Here is an 18,076-nt window from a genome sequence, read left to right as displayed (position 1 = left end):
ATGTAAGATATGGAGATTGCAAAACTCGGCGAATTCGGACTGATTGAGCACCTGACCAAAGACATAAAACCAAAGAATCAGGAGACGGTGTATGGTGTCGGCGATGATTGTGCTGTAATGCACTTCCCCGACAGGCAGGTTCTCGTTACTTCAGACATGCTTGTCGAAGGCATTCATTTTGACTTGACATATATCGGTCTTCAGCACCTCGGCTATAAAGCTGCCATGGTGAATATCAGCGATATCTTTGCCATGAATGGGACACCAAGTCAGATGCTCGTCAGCATTGCCTTGGGGAAACGTTTCACTGTTGAAGACATGGAAATGTTTTATGCGGGAATTAAACTTGCATGCGACAAATGGAACGTTGACTTGGTTGGAGGAGACACGACAAGCTCCTTGACAGGCATGACAATCAGCATCACCTGCATCGGACACGCAGAAAAAGATGCCATCGTCTATCGGAATGGCGCAAAAGATACTGACCTGATTTGCGTTTCCGGTGATCTCGGTGCATCGTATCTCGGACTTCAACTGCTTGAACGAGAGAAAAGAGTGTACTACATGCAAGTGGATGAGGCAAAGCAAAAGAATGACGAAAAGGCATTGAAGCTGTTAGAAAACTTCCAGCCTGACTTTGCAGGAAAGGAATATCTTCTTCAGCGCCAGCTGAAACCTGAAGCGCGTGGCGACATCATCCAACAGCTGCGCGATGCTGAAATCGTACCGACTTCAATGATTGACATCAGCGACGGACTGAGCAGTGAGATTCTACACATCTGCAAACAGAGCGGATGCGGCTGTCGTCTCTATGAAAAGAATCTCCCCATCGATTATCAGGCTGCTGCCATGGCTGAAGAACTCAACCTGAACGTTACGACCTGCGCACTGAATGGCGGCGAAGACTACGAGTTGCTTTTCACCGTTCCTATCGGCGATTACGAGAAGGTAGAGGGCATGAACGACGTCAGGGTTATCGGACACATCACCAAAAAGGAATTAGGCGCAATGCTCATAGCCAGAGACGGTAATGAGTTTGAACTGAAAGCGCAAGGATGGAATCCATTGCAATGACAATATGAACGAGATGAACGGGAGGCTTCAATATAAGAAGTCTCCCGTTTTTTATGTTCATGAACAACATCAACGTGGTGCTGACTTTTTTCCACCTTGACACCCCACCTGTCATCTCGTCGTGACTGTATATTTATGCAATAGCAGGTTGTCTTTAGTGTGTTTTATAAACTCCTGAATTTCAATACGTTAGAATAGGCTTTCCAAAAGTGCCACTTTTAGCTTGCAAAAGTGGCACTTTTGGAAAACGAAAGTTCAACTGCATATTTATACGCCCGTTTCTGTATGTTTATGCAAGTGATTTCTCGTTGTTTCAAGAACCTTGATTGCACTAAATCCTTTCATCCGAAAACACTTGCGTTGACAGTGCTTTATGACGAACGCGCACTGTCATTTTTTACCACATCTACAACATGCAGGGTTCCGTCTTCAACATAAAAACGCACGTCATAGCCGAATATGGGCATGCCATAGTTCTTTTTCAAGTCATGTTGGTAAGTCGGACGCGGATCTTGTGCGAGAACCTGAATCACGACATCCAGTTCATCGGGCGTGAAAAAACGCCGCAATGATTCGGGAAAATCCACTTCCACTTCTTTCCATTCATGCGTGTCAACGAAGCCACTGCGCACTCCGTCGTGACAATCTGTGTAGGCGATATAGGGTTTGATGTCGTAAATCGGCGTCCCATCCATCAGGTCGGCACCCTTCACATAGATGACGGGAGCGTTCTTTCCGTCGAGCACAATCTTCTCTATGCGAACGGAAGACAAGCCTAAAGCATTCGGACGGAAAGGGGAACGCGTGGCAAAGACACCAAGCCGCTTATTGCCTCCCAACCGAGGTGGGCGGACAACAGGACTGCTCACTTCATGAGGATTGGCAGAAAATCCCCATATCAGCCAAAGATAGTCGAAATCTTCCAAGCCACGAATATAGTCGGCATTCCGAAACTTATCCTCAAATACTATTTGTCCGGGCAAATTCTCAACCACCCCACTCTGCTTTGGTATTCCAAACTTTGAACTGAAAGGCGATTTGAACGTAGCAATTTTTTGTAAAAGCATATTGTATTATAAATGAAAATGGAGTATGCCCTTTTGAAGACATACTCCATTTTTTCTTAGTCAAGCCATTTCACGTAACAGAAATCCTGGCGATGTGGCAGTTTTTCATTCTTCGGATACATGCGCACAGCAGTCTTGAATGTTCCGGCATCGTCTGGTTCTATCTTACATTCAAACGTATAGAGATTTCCGTTCTTCCCAATCTTCTTGAACGGATGAACGCTATAGATGTGATTCGTACCGTCATTATCGGTATGCAACACGACATATTCCAAACCGATAGCATCATCCAGTCCCTGTTCGTCTATCACATATCTTAGGACATATTGGATTCCCATTTCTGCTCCGGTTTCGGGTATAGTAGTTTCTTTCGACACCACATGTATGCCATCCCACTTTTCTGCCACGCTCTCTTTCCATGCTGCAATTTCTTTTGCCAGCTGATTGTTGTTTGCAGAAAGTTCCTTGAAACGTGCAGCTTCTTTTACATAGAACTTGGAGAAATAGTCATCCAGTTGGCGTTTCATGGTATAATGCGGGGCAATCGTTGCTATTGAGTTCTTGATGACTTGAATCCATCCTTCACTGTAGCCTTTTTTGTTTTGGGCATAGTAAAGCGGGATTATCTCGTTTTCGAGCAGTCCATAGATGGTCGCAGCGTCTAACTGGTCTTGATATCCTTGGTTTTCATAGGTACGCTTTTCCGTCAAAGCCCAGCCGGCACCTTCACGATAGCCTTCCAGCCACCAACCGTCGAGCACCGAGAGGTTCACCACTCCGTTCATCTCTGCCTTCTCGCCTGACGTTCCTGATGCTTCAAGCGGGCGAGTCGGAGTGTTCATCCAGATATCAACTCCGGAAACCAACCTGCGCGCCAAGAGGAAATCATAATCTTCGAGGAAAATGATTTTGCCCAAGAACTCCGGGCGCTGGCTTATTTCGAATATTTTCTTAATCAATCCCTGTCCAGCCCCGTCGGCAGGATGCGCTTTCCCTGAGAATATAAACTGTACGGGATGCTCCGGGTTGTTGACTATCCTTGACAAGCGTTCAAGGTCGGTAAACAGAAGGTGCGCACGCTTATAGGTGGCAAAACGACGGCAGAAGCCTATCATCAACGCATTCGGATTTATCTTTTCCAAGAGCGAAACCACTCGCGACGGGTCGCCCTGATTCTTCAGCCATGTCTCACGGAACTTGTCACGTATGTATTTGACGAGCTTCTCTTTTAGCGTCATGCGCGTAGCCCATATCTCTTCGTCAGGAACTTCATAGATGGCATGCCAAATCTTCTCATTACTTTGGTCATTCATGAAGTTCTCATCGAAGTATTTACCATACAGCTGTCGCCATTCTGTTGCTGCCCAACTGGGGAAATGCACGCCGTTGGTCACATATCCCACATGATTCTCCTCCGGATAATATCCACTCCAAATGGGGGCAAACATCTTCTGGCTGACCCACCCATGCAGCTTGCTCACACCGTTCACTTCCTGACAGGTGTTGCATGCGAAGGTTGACATACAGAAGCGCTCTGTCTTGTCTTCAGGATTCTCGCGTCCCATACCGACAAACTCATCCCAAGTAATGCCGAGCATTGCCGGATAACCACCCATGTATTTCCCAAAGAGTGATTCGTCAAAATAGTCATGACCGGCAGGAACCGGCGTGTGACAGGTGTAAAGCGAAGAGGCACGTACGAGCTCCATTGCCTGATTGAACGTAAGCCCCTCCTTCACATAATCACAGAGGCGCTGCAGATTGCATAACGCAGCATGTCCCTCATTGCAATGATATATTTCTTTTTCAATACCGAGTTTCTTCAGTGTCAGCATACCTCCTATGCCTAAAAGAATCTCCTGCTTCAACCGGTTCTCCCAGTCACCTCCGTAAAGTGTGTGCGTGATAGGACGGTCATATTCAGAATTCATCTCGTTGTCAGTATCGAGCAGATAGAGCGAGATGCGTCCGACATTCACCCTCCACACGTTGGCGTGTACATAATAGTTCATGTAAGGCACGTCCACCACCATCGGATTACCGTCAGAATCCATCTGTCGGACGATGGGCAAAGAGTTGAAATGCTGTGCCTCGTAGTTTGCTATCTGTTCGCCATCCATGCTCAACGATTGCTTGAAATAGCCGAAGCGATACATAAAGCCGACGGCACACATATCCACATTGCTGTCGGATGCTTCCTTCAGATAGTCGCCTGCCAGCATACCTAAGCCGCCAGAGTATATCTTCAAAACATGATTAAGTCCATATTCCATGCTGAAATAAGCTACCGACGGACGTTTCTTGTTAGGCTTCACGGACATATATTTCTCAAATCGTCCATATACGTCTTTCACCTTTTTCATGATAGCCTTATCCTTAACGATTGCTTCCTTACGGTCGTAGTTCAAACGCTCCAGCAACAACACGGGATTATGATTCACCTCTTCGTATAGCTTTTCATCAAGGCTCTTCCACAAATTACGAGCTTCATAGTTCCAAGCCCACCACACATTATGCGCCAACTCATCCAGGCACTTCAACTCCTCAGGAAGACGCGACTTCACTGTCAGCTCCTTCCATTGAGGCAAATTACTGCAATCTGTCTTAATTTTCATAACAATCTATTACCTATGTTTATATATCGGAAAGAATTCTCTCACACAAATCTGTGCCCAATTCTTTTCCCTCACGTTGTTAAAACGATGCAAAGTTACAAAAAAATCTATATTCTGAATGCTAATTACCTATCTTTTACTTATCTTTGCAGACATAAATACGTTTTAGCTTGACACCCATGAAAAGACTTCATACCCTACTGATTGCAGTGTTAGTAGCATGTTGCGTGCATGCGCAGCATGATCAGAATCCGTTCCAGGCATCTCTTTACAATGAGCAAAATGAGATTAGCATGGAAATTGATTTAGTGAAAAAGAACATTCTTGTGCCTCAGCAGGAAGTGCTTGGTGAGGTTGCAGGATATATTTCCATAAAGAAAGATTTCCGCAAGTGGATTGTCATTGATGCAGAAATGATTCGTCCCAACACTGCCCAGCTTTCGGTTGTCAACGACTATGGAAGCGAAGATTTCGTTGCCCTTCTTACTTTCAACCCCGACGGCTCTTACACGTGGAAGCACCAATCAGGCAGTCCCATGAAATTTGTCATCAACAAGAAGTGGAATAAGATGCCAGGCACCTTGTCATTCAAAAGGCAAGAGCCGAAAAAATAGGCACAAAAAAAGAGAAATCCCAAGCAGGATTTCTCTTTTTTAGCGGAGAGAGAGGGATTCGAACCCCCGGTGCCTCTCAGCACGACGGTTTTCAAGACCGTTGTAATCGACCACTCTACCATCTCTCCTTGCTTAAATGGTCTAAAAGCGGTTGCAAAGTTAATGTCTTTTTTGTTATCCCGCAAATTTTTCTTTTATTTTTTTGCTTGTTTGCTGATTTTAGTTTAATTTCGCAACATGATTTATCCGCATGATTTCGAGGAAAAGATAGGCTTTAGGGAGATTAAGCTCCTGCTGAAAGAGAATTGCCTCTCTTCGTTAGGGAGTGAATTGGTTGACAGCATAGCGATGTCGAAAGATGAGCGCATGATCAACGAGCAGTTGAGTCAGATTGTCGAGTTCCGGCGCATCGAAGCGGGCATGGACAGTTTCCCGTTGCAGTATCTTTTTGATGTTCGTGAGGGTGTCAGCCGACTGCGCGTGGAAGGCACTTACATGGAAGCCGAAGAAGTTTTTAACCTCCGGCGCTCATTAGATACGATCAATCAATGTGTTACTTTTCTGAACCGGCGCGAAGATGCTGACGACGGTCCCTTTTCCTATCCTACGCTGCAACGGCTCACAGAGGGCATCCGTTCCTTCTCGGGCATCGTGAAGCGATGCGACCAGATTGTGGACAGATTTGGAAAGATTCACGACAACGCATCTCCCGAACTATTGACGATTCGGAGAAATCTGTCTAAGGCTGAAAGTTCCGTCGCACGTACATTATATAAGATATTACATGCCGCGCAGAGTGAGGGTGTCGTGGAGAAAGATGTCTCTCCCACCCTTCGTGACGGTCGCCTGGTTATTCCCGTTGCCTCTGCTTTGAAGCGGAAAATCGGCGGTATTGTTTACGACGAGTCGGCAACGGGAAAGACCGTTTATGTGGAGCCGACCGAAGTGGTGGAGGCAAACAACCGCATACGGGAGTTAGAGAATGAGGAGCGTCGCGAAATCATGCGCATATTGATTGAGTTCTCTTCAGACATACGCCCGCATGTTGATGAAATCCTGTCTGCCTACCACTTCCTTGCTGCGATTGATTTTATACGGGCGAAAGCGCATTTGGCTTCGGCGATGGATGCTTACGAACCCACTGTGGGACAGACTCCGGAGATTGACTGGATAGAGGCTCGCCACCCGCTCCTCGAACGCTCGCTGAAAAGGCAAAACAAAAAGATAGTTCCACTCGAAATCACTCTAAAGAAAGAACAGCATATCCTTATCATAAGCGGTCCTAACGCCGGAGGAAAATCTGTTTGCCTGAAGACGGTCGGACTGCTGCAATACATGCTGCAATGCGGATTGTCCATTCCTGTCAGCTATCGCTCAAAGACGGGCGTGTTCGACGAGATCATGATTGACATTGGCGACGAACAGAATATCGAAAACGACCTGAGTACCTATTCCAGCCATTTGCTCAACATGAAAAACATGCTCAAGCGTGGCAACAGTCGCACGCTCTTGCTGATTGACGAGTTTGGCGGTGGCACTGAGCCGCGCATCGGAGCGGCTATAGCGGAAAGTATATTGAAGCAGTTCTGCCTGAAAAAAGTCTTTGCCGTGATAACGACCCACTACCAGAACCTTAAGCAATACGCTGATATTCAGGATGGTGTTACGAACGGCGCCATGCTCTACGACCGACACGAGATGCGCCCCTTGTTCCAACTTGAAATCGGAAAACCAGGAAGTTCGTTCGCCGTCGAGATAGCCCGAAAGATTGGCATTCCGGAAGAGGTCATCAAAGATGCTTCGGACATCGTCGGGTCGGAATATATCCAAAGCGACAAATATCTTCAGGACATCGTTCGTGACAAGCGCTATTGGGAAAACAAGCGAAAGAACATCCATCTGCGCGAAAAGGAACTTGAGGGCATCATCAGCCAGTATGAGAAAGCGATGACTGAGCTGAAAGAAAACCGAAAGGACGTGTTGAGAAAAGCCAAGGAACAGGCGGAAGAACTGCTTACTGAAAGCAACCGAAAGATAGAGAACACCATTCGTGAGATACGCGAAAAGCAAGCGGAAAAGGAAAACACGCAACGGCTGAGACAGGAGCTTGAGACGTTCAAACAGGAAGTGGCTTCTTTCGAGAAAGACGATGGCGACAAGTCCATCGAGCGTAAGATGCGGCAGATTGTTGAGCGTCAGGAACGACGCAGCAAACGGAAAGAAAACAAGAAAAAGGAGCAAGCGGCAATGTCGCAGAAAGCACCGAAAGAGAATGCGGAAAAACGGGAACTGGCGGTCGGCGACTACGTTCGTATCAAAGGAAATCAGACGGTCGGCATCATCGAAAGTATGGACCGCAACATGGCGGTGATTGTTTTTGGCAACATGCGCACAAAGATGGAGGTCGGGCGACTGGAACTTGCAAAGGAGAACAAGCAGCAACAGCTCAGCACAGCGCCGCAAACGATTCGGAAGACGCTGGAAGATATCAACAAACGGAAACTGAATTTCAAGCAAGACATCGATGTGCGGGGCATGCGCGGCGAGGAAGCCGTCACGGCTGTCACCTATTTCATAGACGATGCCATCATCATCGGGATGCCACGCGTGCGTATCCTGCATGGAACGGGCAATGGTATCTTGCGGCAACTGATTCGCGACTATCTTGCCACGGTGCCCAACGTTTCCGGCTTCCGCGACGAGCATGTGCAGTTCGGAGGCGCTGGCATCACGGTGGTAGATATAAAAGTTTGAGTGTAGCATGAAACGGATAGCTGTCATCGGAGGCGGAGCAGCAGGCTTCTTCTTTGCCATCAACCTCAAGGAAATGGCTCCTGACGCCCACGTCACCATCTTTGAGAAGGGTAAACGGGTCTTGAGAAAAGTGGAGATTTCCGGCGGCGGACGCTGCAACTGCACCAACACATTCGCACACGTGAAAGACCTCTCTGCCGTTTATCCACGTGGACACCGCCTCATGAAACGCCTGTTTAACGTCTTTAATCAACACGATGCTATGCAGTGGTTCGAGAGACACGGCGTGAAACTGACCATACAGCCTGACGACTGTGTGTTTCCTGCCTCGCAAGACGCGCACACCATCATCGATTGCTTTCTCCGCCTGGCACGCCAACACGACATCAACATCGTCTGCAACAGCAAGATTTCTTCACTCGACGAGCTGGACGGGTTCGACGATGTGCTTGTCACGACGGGCGGTGCGGCACAGCCAAAAAGCCTTGAATGGCTGCAAAGAGAGGGAATTGAGACACAACCGTCACTCCCATCACTCTACACACTGAAAATCGACGATGACGCCCTACACGAGCTGATGGGAACGGTCGCAAACAGTGTGACTGCATTCATTCCCGGAACGCGCATCAAGTCGGAAGACACACTCCTCATCACGCACTGGGGAATGAGCGGACCTGCCATCCTCAAACTGTCAAGCCATGCCGCCCCACTCCTTCATAGCAGGAATTTTCAATCCCCACTCGGAGTCAATTGGTGCAACCTGCCAGACATGGAAGTGATGCGCCTGTTAAAGGAAACGGCTGCGCAAAATCCGAAGAAGAGCATCGCGTCATTCTGCCCCATCAACATTCCGCAGCGCCTCTGGCGATATTTAGTGGGAAAGACATTGAACGACAGCGACCGCAGGTGGTGCGACATCGGGAAGAAAGATTTATCCCGACTTGTCAACACGCTGACGAACGACCACTATCAGGTGACAGGGAGAGGCACACACAAAGACGAATTCGTGACCTGCGGAGGAATTGCCCTGTCGGCTGTTCACCCGAATACGCTCGAAAGCCGCGTGCGTCCACACCTGTATTTCGCAGGAGAGGTGCTCGACATCGACGGTATCACTGGCGGCTTCAACTTCCAGGCGGCATGGACAACGGCATACGTCGTGGCGAAGCACCTCGCATCAGAATGACCCGTATCGGGCTTTTTTGAGTCACTCCCCTATCCATTTCCAGAGCAAACGGTTTTAACATTTCGCATCATTTTAGTTGCATGACGACAACTAAAACGGATGTTTGGGAAATGTGAGTTGAACGAAAATTTCGCCAAACTTACCAAATTTGAGTCTCCGAGTGAAAAAAATGAGTTTTTTGAGCAAAATTTTAAAACATTGAAAATGAAGTATTTAGAAAAAGTTCCTGTTTTTCCGTTTTCCAAAAGGGGAACTTTTGCATGCTGAAAGTGGCACTTTTGGAGTCCAAAAGTACCACTTTTATCGGGCAAAAGTGCAAGTTTTTTAGAAGGATGCGGAATATTCGTCGGTTAAAAATGCAACTTTTGGGCAACAAACGTATATTTTTCTCATACTCATTCGATTTATCCGACAAGACGCTTCCTGAACGAACACGACCTTTGTAAAGTTTTCTGCCTTAAAATTCTTTTCCTTTTAACTTAATTGCCGGCTAAATGTGAAAACCGTTTTTTTGATATTTTGAGAGGACAAAAAAAATCCGATTTAAGACCTCTGCGCAAGTGAAAACCTGCAAGCAGCGTCTTAAATCGGACGGTTAGTCAATCAGCTGACAGCAATTTTAGTGCTGAGCTTCGAAGTCTTTCATGCACTGAACGAGTGCCTCGCAGCCTTCGATGGTCATGGCGTTGTAGGTACTTGCACGGAATCCGCCTACGCTGCGGTGTCCCTTGATACCAACCATGCCACGCTCTGTAGCGAAGTCGAAGAACGGTTTCTCGAGTTCAGCATATTCGTCGTTCATCACGAAGCAGATGTTCATCAGTGAACGGTCTTCCTTCTCAACTGTTCCGCGGAAGAGTTTGTTGCGGTCGATTTCGTTGTAAACGATTTCTGCACGCTGCTGAGCCAGCTTGTCCATAGCCTTCAAGCCACCCTGCTCCTTGATCCAGCGCAGGTTCTGCATAGCGCAATAGATAGGAACAACAGGAGGTGTGTTGAACATAGAGCCTTTATCTACATGTGTGCGGTAGTCGAGCATCGTAGGAATCTCACGCGGAGCACGTCCGAGAACATCGTTCTTCACGATGACAACAGTCACACCTGCCATAGAGAGGTTCTTCTGTGCACCTGCATAGATAGCGTCATACTTAGACACGTCAACCGGACGGCTGAAGATGTCTGACGACATATCGGCGATGAGACGCACGGGAACGTCGAGGTCTTTGCGGATTTCAGTTCCGTAGATGGTGTTGTTGGTTGTGATGTGCAGATAGTCAACGTCTGTCGGGCATGTCCAATCCTTCGGGATGAATGTGTAGTTGGCGTCAGCTGAAGAAGCGACTTCCACTACCTCGCCGAAGAGTTTTGCCTCTTTCATGGCTTTCTTAGCCCACACACCCGTGTTGAGATAAGCGGCTTTCTTGATGAGGAAGTTGTAAGGAATCATGCAGAATTCCAGAGAGGCACCACCACCCAGGAAGAGTACAGAGTATCCTTCAGGAACTTCGAGCAGCTCTTTTACCAAAGCTTCTGCTTCGTCAATAACAGCCTGAAAGTCTTTTGAACGATGGCTGATTTCTGCAATTGACAATCCCATACCGTTGAAATCGAGAATTGCCTCAGCTGTTTTCTCAATGACCGTGCGATTCAAGATGCAAGGTCCTGCTGTAAAATTGTACTTTTTCATAAAACTAAATTAAGATTTTATTAATAATGTGTTTTCATACTCTTCTAAAACGCTGCGAAATTACATTTTTATTTCCAAACCCACAAATATTTAGCGGTTATTTTATCGATTCACCGCAAAAAACGCCTTTGCCCGTGTCTCCTACTTACATTTTGTCACGCATTTGTTAAAAAGACGTGTGGAAACATTCCGCACAGCGTGTCGGTCAGCGCATCCGCAGCTTGTTGATTTCATCAAACTCCTCACCCATGTTCAGGTTCAGGTATATCGTATATAGCACCGGGCGCCACTTTCTCTGTCGCTGAGGCGCCAAAGTGCGGTAGCGCTCCATGTAAGGGCGGCTCTTTTCGTAGAGTTCACGTATCTTTCGATGCACGGCACGGGAGTGTTGGGACTTCTTGTCCAGCTCGATTGCCTGTGTGAAATATGCCAATCCCAGATTGTAATAGGCGTCGGCAAGACTGTCGTTCTCAGCTATCAACTCCTTGCAGATAGCGATGCACTCATTGAATTTTCCCGTATTGAGCAGCACCGTGCTCTTGGCAAAACGATAGATGGAGTTCAGGCTGTCTATGGACAGCGCCTTGTCGATGATTTTCATTGCCTCATCCATTTCCCCTCTCCTGTTGTAATAATCTGTCAGACGGGGGAAGAAATAGGGGAATTCAGGGCTGTGCTCAAAACCCTTCAGCAAGGTGGCGACATAGTTGGCTGTATCTTTCTGTGAGAGATAAGTCTCGGCAACGTATTGATAGACGAAATCGATGTGCACCGTATCTTGCAAAGCGAGTTCCTCGTGTGCAAAGACGAGTTCCGGTTTCTCCAGTTTGTATCCACAATACAGTGCCCCATAAGCTGCTTTGGGCATGATGCTGTCGCTATTTTGATAATCATAGCCCTCAAATAGCGGCTGCGTGGCACAATCGAGGTAGGTTTTATAGAACTGATAAGCCCGCGAAAAGTCCTGTTTCTGGATGTAATATCCACCGCCATTATACAAATTCGGGCGATAGATATTGAGGAATTCTGCATGTTTGGCACGATATTTCGGCTTGACCTCCCCTTTCTTGTCAGGCAGCATGTCCAAACTGTCTATTGCCTCCAAGATGTGAAACATTTTGTAGGTATGGGTGAACAACGCCGCCGTATCGTATTTCTGTTTGAGATAGAGTTTTTCGTTTCCTTGTTCATACTGTTTTTTCACCGCCTCAAACTGTATCAGACGAATCTTCATGTTGCCACGGTTGGCAGAATCAGCCAACAGGTCGTTCATCAGTTTTTCCGCCTTGTCGAAATCTTTTCCACTTTTAAGGTAGGTGCGTGCCTGTGCCATCACTTTTTTCTGTGCCGACAGACACGTAGGAAAAAGTAAGCCCAAACAGAGAAAAAGTATGATCCGTCTCATTGTCTCTACCTATAAATGATAGGGGAATCCTGTTGCAAGAGACTCCCCTATCATCTGTTCAAAATAGTTTTTATTTAGTATATGTCTCTGCTTCTTTCGTGCGCTCATCATTTGCACCATACAGACGATAGTAGCATCTGTAGAGCGGATAAGCCCACTTTGACTTCTCGCGTGCAGGATCTACGCGACGTGCATTTTCCAAATGCGTCTTAGCCTCTTCGAAGAGAGGAAGAATCTGTGCTTCAGCTGCAGGAGCCAGACGACCGGTCTTGCCCAAAGCGCGCTCCTCTGCCTGTGTGGCACGGTCAAGGAGACAAGCACCAATCCAAGTAAGAATCTGTGCGTTCTCCGGCTGCTTCTTCAGCGCCTTGTGGAAGTGACCGATAGCTTCGTCCAGTTTCTGGTCAATCATGGCACTCTGACCACGCATCGCCCATACGGTGAAGTTGTCAGGATCTGCTGCAAGTTTCTCAGCGAAAATAGCATCCTGCTTATCGTTCATACCCATCTGCGAATACATAATGGCGAGGCTCTCGAAAACGATATCGTTGTTTTTGTCGGTTGCGTAGAGTCCTTCCAATGTATTGATATAGTTCAGAGAGTCTTCCTTTGTCTTCAGATTCTCCTGTGCCACAGCAATCTTCAGGTTCAGAGCATCCTTACCGCGCTCAGGGTCATTAAGTGCGATAGTCGCATATTTGTCCACGTTTGCCATATCCTTGAGCTGATAAGCGAACACGGCTGCGTAGAATGCAATCTGTGTCAGGTTGGCGTCCTGAGCCTTGTCGAATGACTTGAACAGGGGTGCATCTGCAGAATCCACATAACGTGCGAGATACTCAAATCCTTTCTTCAAATCATCTTTTTCCTGATAATAGATTCCACCATTGATGAGGTTCATTCGCTGCGGATAGAGTCTGTCCTTATTGGCATCGAACTTAGGCTTAATCTTTCCCTTAGCGTTTGGCATGTTGTCGAATTGGTTGCAGAGCAAACCTGCTTCGATTGCAGCGTTGGTTGCATCATAGAGTCCCAACGTGTCGAAAGGAACATTTTCCTTCTTCACATCGTTAGATGCCATAATGTTTTGCTCTTCCTGAATCTTCTCAAGAGCAAGGTCAACCACCTTGTTGTAACATTTCGCTTTCTGCTCAGCATCCATTCCGTTCAGGTTTGAATTCAGAAGATTAAGAGCCTGCTTGTAGTCTTTCAGCTTGAGAATCTGCTTTACTACATCGTCTTGTGCAAAGGCTGTTGAGGCGGTTACCGCCATCAAGAGCATCATCAGTAATTTTTTCATAATCATTATTTTTAAAAGGTTTATAATCTAATTAACGAACACTTATTCTTTTTCTGATATTTCACTATCATTATTTTCGGTGTCTGATTCATCCGTTGCCGGTGTAGCGGTCGTGTCGCGCTGGATATCTTCTTTCTTTTGAGTCCATTGTGCACGGCTCTCTTCCTCGACCATCGCTTCCAGCTCGGAACTCATCACCTTGCATACACTAGCTATGACGTCGTTTTTCTTAGAAAGATTAATCAGGCGCACACCTTGCGTGGCACGTCCCATCACACGACAGTCGGAGACGGCAAGACGGATGGTGATACCACTCTTGTTGATAATCATCAAGTCATTGTCGTCTGTCACGTTCTTGATAGAAACGAGTCGTCCGGTCTTTTCGGTGATGTTCAATGTCTTCACACCCTTAGCTCCACGGTTGGTCTTCCGGTAATCCTCAACCTGAGAGCGTTTACCATAACCGTTCTCACTGACTACCATGATGGTTTCATTCTCCGTGTTTCCGGCTACAATCATGCCTACCACCTCATCGTCGCCTCCGTCAATCTTCATACCGCGGACACCTGTTGACGCGCGTCCCATCGTGCGAACGGCATTCTCGTCGAAACGAACGGCACGACCGTTACGGTTGGCAAGAATCAGTTCATTCTTACCATTGGTGAGGCGAACATCAACAACTTCGTCTCCTTCCAGCACGTTAATGGCGTTTACACCATTCGTGCGCGGACGGCTATATGCTTCCAGACAGGTCTTCTTCACAACACCTTTCTTGGTTGCGAATACCACGTAATGGGTGTTGAGGAATTCCTTATCGTTCAATCCACGCAGACGGAGGAAGGCATTCACGGCATCGTCCGGTGCGATGTTGAGCAGATTCTGTATCGCACGGCCTTTCGATGACTTGTCGCCTTCAGGGATTTCATAGCACTTGAGCCAATAGCAACGTCCCTTTTTCGTGAAGAACAGCATCGTCTGATGCATCGTTGCCGGATAGATATATTCCGTGAAATCCTGGTCACGCGTCTTAGCTCCAGTAGAACCGACACCACCACGTGCCTGCTCACGGAACTCGCTCAGCGGTGTACGCTTGATATATCCGAGATGACTCACCGTGATAACGACAGGATCATTGGGATAGAAGTCCTCAGGATTGAATTCCTCGCTCGAATATTTGATTTCCGTGCGACGGGGATCTCCATATTTCTCCTTCACCTCCTGCAATTCGTCTTTCATCACTTTCTTGCAAAGTTCCGGATCGTCAAGAATCGACTGCAAGTAAGCTATCAACTTCTCCAGTTCCTCAAATTCCTCATGCAACTGATCGATGCGGAGTCCTGTCAACTGCGCAAGGCGCATGTCAACGATAGCTTTCGACTGCAATTCGTCAAGGTCGAAACGTTTTTCCAGATTGCGCTGGGCATCGGACGGTGTCTTCGACGCACGAATGATGCGCACCACTTCGTCAATATTGTCGCAAGCAATAATCAGACCTTCCAGAATATGTGCACGCTCCTGCGCTTTCTTCAGGTCGAACTTGGTACGACGGATGGTTACATCATGACGATGTTCAACGAAATATTTAACACATTCTTTCAATGTAAGAAGGCGCGGACGACCTTTTACCAAAGCAATGCAATTCACTGAGAACGAGCTTTGTAGGGCGGTCATCTTGAAGAGTTTGTTCAGGATTACGTTGGCGTTGGCGTCGCGTTTCACGTCCACAACGATTCGCATACCCTGACGCCCTGTTTCATCGTTCACATTGGAAATACCGTCAATCTTGCCATCTTTCACAAGTTCGGCGATATATTCTATCAACTGCTGTTTGTTGACTCCATAAGGAATTTCCGTAACAACAATCTTGTCGTGTGTCTCATGACTTTCAATTTCAGCCTTGGCACGCATTACAATCCTGCCACGACCTGTCTCATAAGCGTCTTTTACGCCCTGTATTCCATAGATATATGCACCTGTCGGGAAATCCGGAGCAGGGATGTATTGCATCAGTCCGTCTGTATCAATGTCGGGATTGTCAATATAAGCACAGCAACCGTCAATCACTTCGCCCAAATTGTGAGTGGGAATGTTGGTTGCCATTCCGACGGCAATACCATTACCGCCATTCACCAGCAGATTTGGCACTTTTGTGGGCATCACGCTCGGCTCCGTCAACGTGTCGTCGAAGTTGCTCACCATATCGACGGTGTCTTTCTCCAAGTCGTCCATGATATGCTCACCCATTCTCGACAAGCGGCACTCTGTGTAACGCATAGCTGCAGGTGAGTCACCATCGACTGAACCAAAGTTTCCTTGTCCGTCAACCAGTGTGTAGCGCATATTCCACTCTTGTGCCATACGCACCAGTGCTCCATACACCGATGAATCGCCGTGTGGGTGATACTTACCTAACACATCACCAACGACACGTGCACACTTCTTATAAGGCTTGTCGCTCGTATTGCCCAAACCGTTCATTCCGTAAAGAATACGGCGGTGAACCGGCTTGAATCCGTCACGCACATCAGGAAGTGCACGAGCCACAATCACCGACATACTATAGTCGATGTATGACGACTTCATTTCTTCCTCGATGTTGATCTTAATAATTCGATCTTGATCAAATGTCTGATTTTCGTCCATTATTTTTTTATTGTTTAATACATTCGTTTTTCAGGAAAATCGCCAGAAATGCCATTTATTTTCATTCTGAGCGATTTTAGGTCTGATTTCAAGGGTCAAAATTACAACAAAAAATCGATTCCTAAAAGCAAAACAGAGAAAATATTCGAAAATTTAAAGTTTATTAGAAATCAAATATGGAAAATGGCAGGAATACCATCATTTTTCTGAAGGAAGCAACTCCGAAAGCGTCCGCCTCCGCGTTGTCAGCAGGTTGGTCAGCCACTGCTTGTCTTCCTTGGACATTTCCGGCAGACTCACCTGCTCCACAAACACAGAATCCTGTTCTGACAGATTGACTGTGGTCGCTATGGGAAACGCGAGAAGGGCAGCCTTCTCCTGCATCTCTTGTGACAACGTATCTGGCAGAAAAGCCTGGAGGTTATCTGTCAATGTCAGTGTCTTCATCTCTGTCCAGTTGGGAAGACCTATCTGTACAATGCTTTCAGAGACACCTGCCACCAAAGTTTTGACGGCACACAATCGCGTTTCACCCGCATCGGTCTTGAAAAGTTTCAACTCCACGCGCGTCGTCTTCCCCATGACCGCCCGCAAATAGTCATCCGTGATTCTTTCCAATTGGCAAGTTCCCTTCAGCAGGTTGTCCGTCTTCTCGGGCAATCCTTCCTCTACTGCTTCCAACATCCTGACACGCATGCTTTCGGTCAGGTAGGGAGCATATTGCTCTGGCATGGACAGCCACACGTCACGCATGGTCTTTTGTGCGTAAAGACTCATCATGCCCGACAGCAGGCATAACATTATTAATATATATCGTCTGGTCATGTTACTCTCTTTTTCCATGCAATATTAACCATTTTCTTTGACATTGACAACATTTTCCCTGTTTTTTATCCCACGATAACTGGAAAAGTTTGGTAAATAGAAAAATTGTATTAATTTTGCAGCATGATATTCTATTTCTCCGGAACGGGAAATACACGTTGGGCTGCGCAGAAAATCAGCGAGGCAACCGGCGAAAGACTGTTTTTCATACCTGATATGGAAAAGGAAAGTTGTGTATGGTCGCCCGAGAAGGATGAACGCATCGGCTTTTGCTTTCCCGTACACGGATGGCGACCGCCGAAAAATGTCCGCAGTTTCATTGAGAGACTGACGATTGAGCATGCCGACAAGCATTACTGCTATGCACTATGCACCGCCGGCGACAACATCGGGGAGACAATGCGGATTTTCGAACAGGATCTGGCTGAGCGGAACATCCATTTAGATGCCAAGTTCTCACTCATCATGCCAGAGTCATACGTGGGACTGCCATTCATGGATGTGGACACACCGCAAAAAGAAGCAGCGAAGAAAGCTACAGCCAGTGTTGAACTGGAGAGATGTATCCAAGAGATTATCGGAAGAAAGAGAAGTGCAGAGCGGCTTGTCATTGGCAATTGGCCTCGCATCAACAGCCGTGTGCTGGGAGGATTTTTCATTAAACATCTCATCACGGACAAGAAGTTCCGTGTGGAGGAGCAGCGCTGCACGAAATGTGGTACATGTGTCTCCGTCTGCCCTGTCAGGAACATGGACGGCGGGAAAGGACACCTCCCTACATGGAAACATACCGGCGACTGCCTGACGTGTTTCGCATGTTACCATCACTGCCCGCAACACGCTATCGAATTTGGCAGACAAACAAAGAAAAAAGGACAATATTATTATAAAAACGCAAACAAATGA

Annotated in this window: 12 protein-coding genes and 1 tRNA gene; 5 read left to right on the top strand and 8 right to left on the bottom strand. The window is 47.1% G+C overall.

Annotated elements, in window-relative coordinates:
* Nucleotides 1–9 precede the first annotated feature (9 nt).
* Nucleotides 10–1,074, top strand: a complete 1,065-nt coding sequence (gene thiL / locus GRF55_RS05505) for a thiamine-phosphate kinase (protein ID WP_220369511.1) — start codon at nt 10–12, stop codon at nt 1,072–1,074.
* Between the two features lie 371 nt (nt 1,075–1,445).
* Here the strand turns inward: thiL and tsaA are convergent, their stop codons facing one another.
* A complete protein-coding gene (gene tsaA, locus GRF55_RS05500) occupies nt 1,446–2,141 on the bottom strand; it encodes a tRNA (N6-threonylcarbamoyladenosine(37)-N6)-methyltransferase TrmO (protein ID WP_220369510.1) in 696 nt (231 codons plus the stop codon).
* A 56-nt stretch (nt 2,142–2,197) separates the two neighbouring features.
* Nucleotides 2,198–4,756, bottom strand: a complete 2,559-nt coding sequence (glgP, locus tag GRF55_RS05495; protein WP_220369509.1) for an alpha-glucan family phosphorylase — start codon at nt 4,754–4,756, stop codon at nt 2,198–2,200.
* Between the two features lie 179 nt (nt 4,757–4,935).
* Here glgP and GRF55_RS05490 point away from each other — a divergent pair, with 179 nt between their 5' ends.
* The gene (locus GRF55_RS05490; protein ID WP_220369508.1) at nt 4,936–5,370 is read left to right on the top strand and encodes a hypothetical protein; all 435 of its coding nucleotides are present in this window, start codon (nt 4,936–4,938) and stop codon (nt 5,368–5,370) included.
* Nucleotides 5,371–5,413: 43 nt separating this feature from the next.
* On the opposite strand, the gene GRF55_RS05485 is transcribed toward GRF55_RS05490, so the two are convergent.
* Nucleotides 5,414–5,498: transfer RNA gene (locus GRF55_RS05485), tRNA-Ser, on the bottom strand.
* 109 nt (nt 5,499–5,607) lie between these two features.
* Here GRF55_RS05485 and GRF55_RS05480 point away from each other — a divergent pair.
* Together GRF55_RS05480 and GRF55_RS05475 are read left to right on the top strand one after the other, a co-directional pair.
* The gene (locus tag GRF55_RS05480; protein ID WP_220369507.1) at nt 5,608–8,124 is read left to right on the top strand and encodes an endonuclease MutS2; all 2,517 of its coding nucleotides are present in this window, start codon (nt 5,608–5,610) and stop codon (nt 8,122–8,124) included.
* A 7-nt stretch (nt 8,125–8,131) separates the two neighbouring features.
* A complete protein-coding gene (locus GRF55_RS05475) occupies nt 8,132–9,310 on the top strand; it encodes an aminoacetone oxidase family FAD-binding enzyme (RefSeq protein WP_220369506.1) in 1,179 nt (392 codons plus the stop codon).
* A gap of 619 nt (nt 9,311–9,929) precedes the next feature.
* On the opposite strand, the gene serC is transcribed toward GRF55_RS05475, so the two are convergent.
* The 5 genes from serC to GRF55_RS05450 form a co-directional block, all read right to left on the bottom strand.
* Nucleotides 9,930–10,997: a 3-phosphoserine/phosphohydroxythreonine transaminase gene (serC, locus tag GRF55_RS05470; protein WP_220369505.1), complete on the bottom strand. Its 1,068-nt coding sequence runs from the start codon at nt 10,995–10,997 to the stop codon at nt 9,930–9,932.
* 205 nt (nt 10,998–11,202) lie between these two features.
* Nucleotides 11,203–12,402 carry a hypothetical protein gene (locus GRF55_RS05465; protein ID WP_220369504.1) on the bottom strand — a complete coding sequence of 400 codons (1,200 nt, stop codon included), beginning with the start codon at nt 12,400–12,402 and terminating at the stop codon, nt 11,203–11,205.
* Nucleotides 12,403–12,472: 70 nt separating this feature from the next.
* Nucleotides 12,473–13,702 carry a hypothetical protein gene (locus GRF55_RS05460; protein WP_220369503.1) on the bottom strand — a complete coding sequence of 410 codons (1,230 nt, stop codon included), beginning with the start codon at nt 13,700–13,702 and terminating at the stop codon, nt 12,473–12,475.
* Between the two features lie 42 nt (nt 13,703–13,744).
* Nucleotides 13,745–16,345 (bottom strand): DNA gyrase subunit A, encoded by a 2,601-nt coding sequence (gyrA, locus tag GRF55_RS05455; RefSeq protein ID WP_220369502.1) that lies wholly within the window; start codon nt 16,343–16,345, stop codon nt 13,745–13,747.
* Nucleotides 16,346–16,543: 198 nt separating this feature from the next.
* On the bottom strand, nt 16,544–17,188 hold the full coding sequence (locus GRF55_RS05450) for a DUF3256 family protein (RefSeq protein ID WP_220369501.1): 645 nt from the start codon (nt 17,186–17,188) through the stop codon (nt 16,544–16,546).
* Nucleotides 17,189–17,293: 105 nt separating this feature from the next.
* On the opposite strand from GRF55_RS05450, the gene GRF55_RS05445 reads away from it, so the two are divergent.
* A complete protein-coding gene (locus GRF55_RS05445; protein ID WP_220369500.1) occupies nt 17,294–18,076 on the top strand; it encodes an EFR1 family ferrodoxin in 783 nt (260 codons plus the stop codon).

This window comes from Prevotella sp. Rep29 (assembly GCF_019551475.1).
Classification (GTDB): Bacteria; Bacteroidota; Bacteroidia; order Bacteroidales; family Bacteroidaceae; genus Prevotella.
Note: the sequence above shows the minus strand (reverse complement) of the source record. Positions and strands in the feature narration are given on the sequence as shown.

Coding starts and splice junctions, on each gene's coding strand:
- thiL (WP_220369511.1), top strand. CDS start 10: ATGGAGATTGCAAAACTCGGCGAATTCGGACTGATTGAGCACCTGACC.
- tsaA (WP_220369510.1), bottom strand. CDS start 2,141: ATGCTTTTACAAAAAATTGCTACGTTCAAATCGCCTTTCAGTTCAAAG.
- glgP (WP_220369509.1), bottom strand. CDS start 4,756: ATGAAAATTAAGACAGATTGCAGTAATTTGCCTCAATGGAAGGAGCTG.
- GRF55_RS05490 (WP_220369508.1), top strand. CDS start 4,936: ATGAAAAGACTTCATACCCTACTGATTGCAGTGTTAGTAGCATGTTGC.
- GRF55_RS05480 (WP_220369507.1), top strand. CDS start 5,608: ATGATTTATCCGCATGATTTCGAGGAAAAGATAGGCTTTAGGGAGATT.
- GRF55_RS05475 (WP_220369506.1), top strand. CDS start 8,132: ATGAAACGGATAGCTGTCATCGGAGGCGGAGCAGCAGGCTTCTTCTTT.
- serC (WP_220369505.1), bottom strand. CDS start 10,997: ATGAAAAAGTACAATTTTACAGCAGGACCTTGCATCTTGAATCGCACG.
- GRF55_RS05465 (WP_220369504.1), bottom strand. CDS start 12,402: ATGAGACGGATCATACTTTTTCTCTGTTTGGGCTTACTTTTTCCTACG.
- GRF55_RS05460 (WP_220369503.1), bottom strand. CDS start 13,702: ATGAAAAAATTACTGATGATGCTCTTGATGGCGGTAACCGCCTCAACA.
- gyrA (WP_220369502.1), bottom strand. CDS start 16,345: ATGGACGAAAATCAGACATTTGATCAAGATCGAATTATTAAGATCAAC.
- GRF55_RS05450 (WP_220369501.1), bottom strand. CDS start 17,188: ATGGAAAAAGAGAGTAACATGACCAGACGATATATATTAATAATGTTA.
- GRF55_RS05445 (WP_220369500.1), top strand. CDS start 17,294: ATGATATTCTATTTCTCCGGAACGGGAAATACACGTTGGGCTGCGCAG.